The 2,321-nt window shown below is 73.1% G+C and carries 3 protein-coding genes; 2 read left to right on the forward strand and 1 reads right to left on the reverse strand.

Annotated elements, in window-relative coordinates:
• Positions 1-881: aldehyde dehydrogenase family protein (locus PROKR_RS18445; protein WP_036965529.1), on the forward strand; the 881-nt coding region annotated here is incomplete at its 5' end.
• 74 nt (positions 882-955) lie between these two features.
• Here PROKR_RS18445 and PROKR_RS18450 read toward each other — a convergent pair.
• Complete coding sequence (locus PROKR_RS18450; RefSeq protein WP_036965530.1) at positions 956-1,405, reverse strand: MarR family winged helix-turn-helix transcriptional regulator; 450 nt, start codon at positions 1,403-1,405, stop codon at positions 956-958.
• Positions 1,406-1,564: 159 nt separating this feature from the next.
• On the opposite strand from PROKR_RS18450, the gene PROKR_RS18455 reads away from it, so the two are divergent.
• Positions 1,565-2,321: efflux RND transporter permease subunit (locus tag PROKR_RS18455; protein WP_036965531.1), on the forward strand; the 757-nt coding region annotated here is incomplete at its 3' end.

Raw genomic sequence — 2,321 nt, forward strand, 5'->3', positions numbered from 1 at the left:
CGTTCACCGGCTCGCAGCGGGTCGGCCAACTCCTGGCCGCCCGGGCGGCCGCGCGGCCCGACCCGGTCCCGTTCTTCGGCGAGCTCGGCAGCGTCAACCCGGTGCTGGTCTCGGCGGCGGCCCTGGAGGAGCGCGGGGACGCGCTGCTCGCGGGGTACGTCGCGAGCGTGTCCGGCTCCGCCGGGCAGCTCTGCACCAAGCCGGGCTTCCTGCTCGTCCCCGAGGGCACGGCGTACGACGACGCCGTGGTCGCCGCCGCGGCCGACGTGCCCGAGCACCGGCTGCTCAACCCGTCGATCGCCGACGGCTACGAGCGGCGCGTCTCGGCGGTCCTGGGGGCCGACGGCGTCCGCGTGGTGCGCTCCGGCGGGTTCCGCCGCGACGCCGACGGCCAGGCCTGGGTGACGCCGACGTTCGTCTCGGTGTCGCTGGACGCGCTCCGGGGCGCCGGGGAGGCGGTGCTCGACGAGGTGTTCGGGCCGTTCTCCGTGATCGTGGAGTACCCGCGCGGCACCGACCTGGCCGCCGTCGTCGGGGAGCTGTTCCCCGGCAACCTGACGCTCACGCTGCACCTCGGGGCGGGGGAGACGGGTGCGGACCAGGGCGCGCTCGTGTCGGCGCTGGGTGAGCACGCAGGGCGCGTGCTGCTGGGCGGCTGGCCCACGGGAGTCGCGGTGACCCCCGCGATGCAGCACGGCGGACCGTCGCCTGCGACGACGACGGACGGCACCTCGGTGGGCACGGCCGCGATCGGCCGGTTCCTGCGCGGCGTGACGTTCCAGGACGCCCCGCAGGAGCTGCTGCCGGCGCCGCTGCGCGACGACAACCCGTGGGACGTGCCGCGCACGGTCTCGCCGCGGGGCGCGTCCGCAGATTGGTGAGCTGAGCGCGGCAGGTCGTTCGGCATCTCGATGCCAACTGCCGAGTCTGCGGGGCAAACTGCCGTCCGGGTGCGCTACGGCGCCAGCCTGCGGGCCGCCTCCAGGAGGGCGCGCGTGCCCTGGGTCAGGGCGCGCAGGTCGTCCAGGGCGAGCTCGTCCAGCAGGTCGGGCGGCAGGTCGTCCTCGTGCGCGACGATGCGGCGGATCGCCTCGCTGCCCTTCTCGGTGCTGGTCACGCGGCGCACCCGGCCGTCGTCCGGGTCGGGGGTGCGGACCGTCATCCCGGCGGCGGTGAGCCGGTCGAGGATCCCGGACACGGTGGCGGCGGAGACGCCGAGCGCCTCGGCCAGCCGGTGCGGCGTCGAGTCGCGGTCCACCTGGACGAGCGCCAGGGCCCGGAGCTGCTGCACGGTCAGGTCGGTCTCCAGCAGCGGCCTGAGCCGGGAGGCGAAGAACTCCTCGCCGAGCCGGTGGTGCAGGGCGGCGAGCTCGGCGACGAGCTGCTCGCGGGTCTGGTCGGTCACGGGGTGACTTTAGTGCCCCGGTGCACCCGGGAGAACCGGAGTTGCGTGCCGGGAACCGCAGCAGGATCCTTTGCGTTAGGCAAAATACTGCGCCGACGGAGTCGTGGACCCCGGCGCGTATACCCCAGACCTGGAGGAAGTGTGTTTCGTCTTGCCCGGATGTCGCTCGCGAATCGTGCGCTCGTAGCACTCGCGACGATCGCCGTCTTCGTCGTCGGCATCTTCAGCATGGGGCAGCTCCGTCAGGAACTCATACCCTCCCTCAACGTGCCCGTCGTGGCGGTCACCGCGGTCTACCCGGGCACCTCGCCCGAGATCGTGTCCGACCGTGTCACCGACCCGGTCGAGACCGCCGTCCAGGGCATCGACGGTGTCACCGGCGTCACGTCGACCGTCGGCACGGGCATCTCGATGACCACGGTCGAGCTGGAGTACGGCACCGACATCGACGACGCCAGCCAGGAGATGACGTCGGCGATCGGCAACATCCAGGACCTGCCCGAGGACGTCGAGCCCGAGGTCATGGCCGGGTCGTTCGACGACCTGCCGGTGATCCAGCTCGCGGTCTCCGGTGACGGCACCGAGCAGGAGCTCACCGACACGATCGACTCCGTGCTCGTGCCCGAGCTGTCGGGCATCGCGCAGGTGCGCGACGTCACGGTGACCGGCACCACCGAGCGCCAGGTGGTGATCGAGCCCGACGAGAAGAAGCTCGCCGCCGCCGGCCTCACGCCCGCCCAGCTCTCCTCCCTGCTGCAGGACAACGGCACGGTCATGCCGGTCGGCTCCGTCACCGAGGACGGCCGCACCAGCAGCGTCCAGGTGGGCACCACCGTCAGCACCGTCGAGGAGCTCGAGGACCTCCCGATCGTCCCGTCCGCGGGCGCTCCGGCCGGTGCGAGCGCCGGAGCCGACG

It is taken from the genome of Promicromonospora kroppenstedtii DSM 19349 (genome assembly GCF_000515355.1).
In the GTDB taxonomy this organism is placed as follows: domain Bacteria; phylum Actinomycetota; class Actinomycetes; order Actinomycetales; family Cellulomonadaceae; genus Promicromonospora; species Promicromonospora kroppenstedtii.